Here is a 6,401-nt window from a genome sequence, read left to right on the forward strand (position 1 = left end):
CCCACCCGCCTTCCGGACCCCGGGCGGCGCTGTGGCGGGTGGTCGCGGCGGCGGTGCTGCTGCTCGCCGGGCTCGCGGTACCGCTGCTCGGCCCGGACCTGGCGCTCGACGGCACCGGAGAGGGCACCGGCCCCGGCGCCGGACCGGTCACCTGGCTGCGCACCCTGCTGTTCCTCGCCCTCAGCGTCCACGCCGGCGAACTCCTCGTCCAGGCCCTCGCCCACCGCCTGCCGGCGGCCACCGCGGACGGATCCGCCCTGCCGTCGCCGAGCAGCTGGGCGCCCCTGGCGGCCGCCGTCGGCTTCCTCTCCGCGTTCGGCCTCGCGCTGATCGTCTCGACCGGCAACATGCTGCCCTCGCGCCTCGCCGACATGGACCTGGGCGGCCTGTACGGCACCCGTGACGGCACCCTCGCGCTCGTCGAGGTCAACGCCTTCCTGCTCGCCGGCCTCCTCGCGGCCACCCGGCACCGGGCGCTCGCCGCGCTGCCGCTCGGCGCGGTGATCGTGGCGGAGGCGCTGCGCGCCCACCCGGAGGTGCACAGCCCGCTGTTCGGCAGCGCGCTGACGCTGGTGCACCTGACCTGCGCCGCGCTGTGGACCGGCGGGCTGCTGCACGTGCTGCGCACCGCGCGCCGCTGGCACGACCGGCCGGCGGCCGCCGCCGCGCTGCTCGGCCGGTACTCGCGCCTCGCGCTGCTGCTCTTCGCGCTGATCACGGCGACCGGCCTGGTGAGCACCGCGCGCCGCCTGCCGCTGGAGAACGTCCTGGGAACCGCCTACGGGCGGGTGCTGGTCGCCAAGCTGCTGCTGGTCGCCGTGGCCGTGGCGCTCGCGTTCACCGCCCGGCGGCGGCTGCGGCTCAGCCCGCGCAACCCGGCCGTCCTCGCGCCGGCCCGCGCCGAACTGCTGGTCCTCGTCCTGGCCGTCGCGCTCTCCGCGCTGCTGACGGCGGTGCCGGTACCGGTCTTCTACCAACCCGCCTTCTGGTGGGACTGGTTCTGACCTCGGCGGCCGGCTGTCCCCACGGCTTTCCGCACGGCTTTCCGCACTGCTGTCCCGGCCGGGGCGCGTGGGCGGCCGGCCGGGACCGCGGCGACGATCAGCGCTGCGGCTCGCTCACCCGCTCCAGCCGGTTGCTGCCGCTGGCCGTGCGGTAGGACCGCAGATGACGGGAGGTGGCGGCGGCGTCCGTCTTGTCGGAGACCGCGAAGAAGTCCATCTGCGCCTTCTCCCGGTCCAGGTGCAGCACGCCGTAGCCGTGCCGGTCGACGTCGACCCACTTGGCGTGCCGGTTCGCTGCCCGCAGCGGCGGCGACACCACCGGCGTGATGGTGCCCTCCTTGACCCTCAGATAGTCGTCGAGGTTGTCGGAGGTCACCGAGGTCACGACAAACTCGGTCGCGACGCTCTTCGACAGCGGGTAGGTGGCCGCGTTCACCGGCACCTCGTTCGCCCAGTTCATGTGCAGGTCGCCGGCGAGGAAGACGGTGTTGGAGACCCCGTTGCGGCGCAGGTGGTCCAGCAACTCGGCGCGGTCGTGGGCGTAGCCGTCCCACTGGTCGGTGTTGACGGCGAGACCGCCGGCCGGCACCCCGAGCAGCTTGGCCAGCGGCCGCAGCAGGTAGGCCGGGAGAGATCCGAACGCCATCGGCGAGATCATCACCGAGGTGCCCACGAGCCGCCAGTGCGCCCCGGGAGCCGCCAGACCCGACTTGAGCCAGTCGAGCTGCGCGCGGCCGGTCATGGTCCGGTTCGGCGAGTCGACCTCGCCGCTGCCGGGCTTGGCCTGCTGGTCGCGGAAGGATCGCAGGTCGAGCAGGTGCAGGTCGGCCAGCGCGCCGAACCGCAGCCCGCGGTAGGTGGTGCCGGCGACCGAGGTCCGGACCGGCATCCACTCGAAGTACGCCTTCTTGGCCGCGGCGACCCGGTCCGCCCAGTGGCCCTCGGTCTCCGGCTGGTGGTTCTCCGCGCCGCCCGACCAGGCGTCGTTGGCCAGCTCGTGGTCGTCCCAGACGGCGATCACCGGGTGGGCGGCGTGCATCGCCCTCAGGTGCGGGTCGGTCTTGTACTGGCCGTGCCGGGTGCGGTAGTCGGCGAGGGAGACCATCTCGTGCGCCGGCTCGTGGCGGCGCACGCTCCGGCCGCGCGTGCCGTACTCGCCGGCCCCGTACTCGTAGAGGTAGTCGCCGAGGTGGAGCACCGCGTCCAGGTCGGTGCGGTCGGCCAGATGGCGGTAGGCGGCGAAGTGGCCGGCCTCCCAGTTGGAGCAGGAGACGACGCCCAGGCGCAGCCGGTCGGGGCTCGTGGCGTCGGCGGGCGTGGTGCGGGTGCGGCCGACCGGCGAGGTCACGCCGTCGACGGTGAAGCGGTAGTGGTACTCGGTGCCGGGCGTCAGGCCGCGCACGTCCGCCTTCACGGTGTGGTCGCTCGCGGCGTCGGTGGTGACCCGGCCGTGGGCGGCAAGCGTGCCGAAGTTCCGCTGGAGGGAGACCTCCCAGCGGACCTCGACGCGTCCGCCGCGCCCGGAGCCGGGCGTCGCGCCGGGCTCCGGCGTGACCCGCGTCCACAGCAGCACGCCGTCCGGCAACGGGTCGCCGGAGGCGACGCCGTGCAGGAACGCCGGCGCTTCGGTGGTGGAGGCGGACGCGCGGCTCGCGGTGGCGGCCGAGGCGACCAGCGGCACCAGGGCGGCACCGCCGGCGGCGGCTATCACCGCCCGCCGGCGCGGGGTGGATCTGAGGGGTGGGGTGGCGTCAACCTGGTGTGTGGGAGGTGGCGTCATGCGCGCCAGCATAAAGACGATCTTGACGCCCGGGAACTCATCCCGATGCGTGCTTCCCCACACTTCACCCCCGGGCCCGCGCACGTTCGTGAGCAGGCCCCGCCTTGTCAACCTCCTGTATCCGTCAGGTAGTTGAGCACGCAACGACCGGTGGCCGTGCCGCCGCCCCTTCGCGACGGCACGGCCACCGGATGCCCTTGACGTGCCCTCGGGCTACGACACGGCCCGGACGCCCTGCCAGCCGGAGGACTCCACCTCCACCGGCGTGCCCGCCGCCGAGGCGGTCCCGGGCACGTGCAGCAGGCGCCCGTTCGCGTCGGTCACCCACAGGTCGGTGATCCCGTCACCGGTGTTGTCACCGGGCGCCGTGACCAGCGGCCGGGCCGCCGGCGTCCAACCGGTCGCGTACCGCACGCGGTTGGCCGGGTCGGCCAGCGACGCGGGCAGGGTGGCGCCGGCGTTGTCCGGGTCGGCCTGCCCCCGGTACAGCCACAGGTCGCCGCCCGGCTCGCGCACCAGCAGGTCGGTGGCGCCGTCACCGTCGAGATCACCGGGGGAGACCAGCGTCCGGTCCCGCCAACCGCTGTCCCCGATCAGGACCGGCTCGTCCACGTACCCGTCGGCGTAGCCGGGCAGGAACCACAACTGGTCGCCGATGACCGCGAGCAGGTCCACCACCGCGCTCTCCGTGCGGGCGCCCAGGTCACCGACCGCGACCAGGTCCCGGATGGCGGCCGGGTCGAAGTAGGCGTCGCCGTCCTCGTCCACGAACTGCAGCACCTCACGCCGGTCGGTCTCCTCGACCATGCCGAGGCCGTCGTTGGGGTAGAGCCACAGCTTGCCGTCCGGCCGTCGGGCGACCAGGTCGGAGTAGCCGCTGCCGGTCCAGTCGCCGCGCTGGGTGATCAGCGATCCCGTCCAGCCCGGTCCGACCTTCACCGGCGGCGCCACACCGCCGGCCGACTCCCCTCGGTGCAGGCGCAGTTCACCGCCCGAGTCGACGGAGTAGAAGTCGGGGGTGCCGTCGCCGTTGAGGTCACCGGGTTTGTCCCGGATCCCGATCGACTCGGCCAGGAACGTGTACCGCTGGGTGTCGGAGACGTTGCCCGCCCGGTCCACCGACTGCACGTACAGGGTGTGCGGACCGGCGCTGGTGGGTGTCAGTGACACCTGCACCGAGCCGCCCGGGCTGCTCGGCACCGCCTTGCGGGTCGGCGGGTAGCGGTCGAGTTCGTAGCGGTACTCGACGACGTCCGAGATGCCGCCGCTACCGATCGTGAAGGTGCCGGGGGTGCGGGCGGGGGCGCCCGTGGTGCCGTCCGACCCGTCCGGGTACTGGGCGGAGGTCACCGTCGGGGGCTTGCTGGGCCGGTTCGGGTCGAAGCCGAACTGGCAGCCGGGGGCGCCCAGCGTGGGGGTCCAGTCGGAGGCGGAGTGGGCGTCGTGCGCCCGCGCCTTCCAGGAGTACCGGCCGCCCGAGGCGGCCAGGTGCTGCTGGAGCAGCGACTTCGGCACGGTGATCTGGGCGTAGGTACCGGTCGACTTCGAGGACACGGTCACGGACTTGTCGAAGAGCAGACCCGGCGGGTCGTAGCGCTTGCCGGTCGCCCACAGGTGGAACTGGACGCGGACGTTGCCGCCGTCCGGGTCGGAGACGTACGCGCTCAGCTTGACGTCCGTGTTGCCCACCCACACCTGGGAGCTGTAGCCGCAGTCGGTCCCGTTGTGGGTGCTGGGCACGGTGTCCAGGTTCCACGGGTCCTTGGGCGTCCGGTTGTACTCCACGATGAGCGTGGGGTTGGGTGCGAAGCGCTTCCAGCCGAAGGTGTCGCTCTCGTTGCTGGCCCGCAGACCGAACGTGACGTTGCTCCACTTGTTCGCGGCGGCGCGCCGCGCGGCCTCGGTGGCCTTGAAGTCCACACCCCGGTCGGCGCAGCCGACGGACTCGTTCCCGCCCGCCACGTTGAGGGTGTCCAGCTTGGTCGACCAGGAGGGCTGCTTGTTCCATGTCGTCGCCGAGCTGATCCCACCGGTCAGCCACAACTCGACCGGCCGCGCGCTGCACGACCAGGAGTGGGTGAGCTTGATGTTGAACTGCGCGTCCAACACCTGCACGCCGGCCAGCCCCTTGGCGTTCATCCGGAAGAAGGAACGGGCGGTTCCGCCGCTGGCCGACTCGTAGCCTACCCGGGCGTCCTTGGCGCTGCTGCCCCAACCGGTGCCGTTCCAGTACGAGTTGTTCGGGTAGGGCTTGTAGGCCGTGGTCCACGCCTCGCGGGATCCACTGAAACGGGGGTCGATGAAGACCGGGAAGGTCGTCTTCTCGTCCGTGAGCAGCTTGCGGTCGGGACTGAGAGCCAGTGCGTCCCGGGACACCTCGACCTGTACCGGAGCGCCGCGGGAACCGGCCTCCAGGTCGCCGGCGGTCGCCTCCGGCCCTGTGGACGCGGCCGTTCGGGAGGCCAGCGACGGACTGGTACGTGCCGCGGGGCTCTTCGGAGTGGTGTCGGCGGGACGCGAGGAGTCCCACATCCGGGCCGTCGAGGTGGTGAACAGCGTCCTGCCGGACGGGTCGGCCGCGGTGAGCGAACCCGAGTCGGAGTCGGCACGGAGAGTCAGTCCCTCGGTGCGCAGACCGAAGTCGATCTTCGACAGCTGCGGGTGGCGCGCGGCCTCCGCGGTCTTGACGATCAGTACCTGGGAGAAGCCGTCGACGTCCGCGGCGACCGCCAGGTCGACGTCCGGTAGCACGTTCGGGTAGCGCGCCACGTTGCCCTGAAGTACCGGGCGAGGGAGTGGTTTCGGCCAACTGAGCGAAAGCTCTCGGCCGTTCTCCTTGAACGTGACCAGCGGAGCGGTGCCACCGGGGGAGAAGGTCACGTCGCCGGCCGCCGCCTTGGCCGCTATGCGGCCGCTGACCTGGGTGAGTGTGGTGTCCACCGGCGTCCAGCGGCCGTTCTTGCGGATCCGGACCGGCTGGGCGTGCTGGGTGAGTCGAAGTGTGCCGTCCGGCGTGGCGTGCACCTCCGACGTCTCGCTGCGCAACTCGCGCACCTCGACGGCCTCGCCGCTCTGGGCGGCGGCCTCCAGCGCGCGTTCCTCCGCGGTCGGCGCGCCGCCTGATGCCTCGCCGGCCTGGGGTTTCGCGTGGGAGGCCGCGGGTGCGAACACGCTCATCGTGGCGGCGGCGAGCACGGCGGCCATGACCCTGCCGCCCGGTGGCCGGCCTCTGACGGGCCGTCTGAATCGTATGTCGGGCATGTCGGTAGTACCTCTGGTCCCTTCATATGTCCAGCAGTTGGCGCGAAGAGTACAGGTGTCGCAAGGACGTGATCTTTACCTGGCTTTGCTCGGCCATCAGGCGATCAAGAGGTTTGCTTTACCGAACAACAGCTCTTAGTATGCGCTCGCTTACATGATCTTTGGGGGCGGGGAGACCGTGCAGCAGCTTCTCTGGCATCTGAAGTACCTCTGGCACTGGCGGCGTTCGGTGACACTGGTCGCCTTCCTCGCCATGCTCGTCACGCTGCTGCCGCAGGCGGACATCGCCGCGGCGGCGAGCCGGGAGCTGCCGGAGGTCGAGCGCGAACGCTCCGTCTCGGGGCAGGAGCACAAGC

The 6,401-nt window shown here is 72.1% G+C and carries 4 protein-coding genes; 2 read left to right on the plus strand and 2 right to left on the minus strand.

What is annotated here, in order from left to right:
- On the plus strand, positions 1 to 1,004 hold a 1,004-nt coding region (locus GL263_RS18940), incomplete at its 5' end, for a CopD family protein (RefSeq protein ID WP_228456642.1).
- Between the two features lie 97 nt (positions 1,005 to 1,101).
- Here the strand turns inward: GL263_RS18940 and GL263_RS18945 are convergent.
- Entirely contained in the window at positions 1,102 to 2,784 is a 1,683-nt protein-coding gene (locus GL263_RS18945) for an alkaline phosphatase D family protein (RefSeq protein WP_182856920.1), read from the minus strand.
- Between the two features lie 213 nt (positions 2,785 to 2,997).
- Entirely contained in the window at positions 2,998 to 6,045 is a 3,048-nt protein-coding gene (locus tag GL263_RS18950; protein ID WP_228456643.1) for a DNRLRE domain-containing protein, read from the minus strand.
- 154 nt (positions 6,046 to 6,199) lie between these two features.
- Between GL263_RS18950 and GL263_RS18955 the strand changes: the two genes are divergently transcribed.
- On the plus strand, positions 6,200 to 6,401 hold a 202-nt coding region (locus GL263_RS18955), incomplete at its 3' end, for a hypothetical protein (protein WP_182856921.1).

Source organism: Streptomyces durbertensis, assembly GCF_014156695.1.
Taxonomy (GTDB): Bacteria; Actinomycetota; Actinomycetes; order Streptomycetales; family Streptomycetaceae; genus Streptomyces; species Streptomyces durbertensis.

Bases quoted from the DNA above. Each gene is read 5' to 3' on its own strand.
- GL263_RS18950 (WP_228456643.1), bottom strand. From the start codon at position 6,045: ATGCCCGACATACGATTCAGACGGCCCGTCAGAGGCCGGCCACCGGGC.
- GL263_RS18945 (WP_182856920.1), bottom strand. From the start codon at position 2,784: ATGACGCCACCTCCCACACACCAGGTTGACGCCACCCCACCCCTCAGA.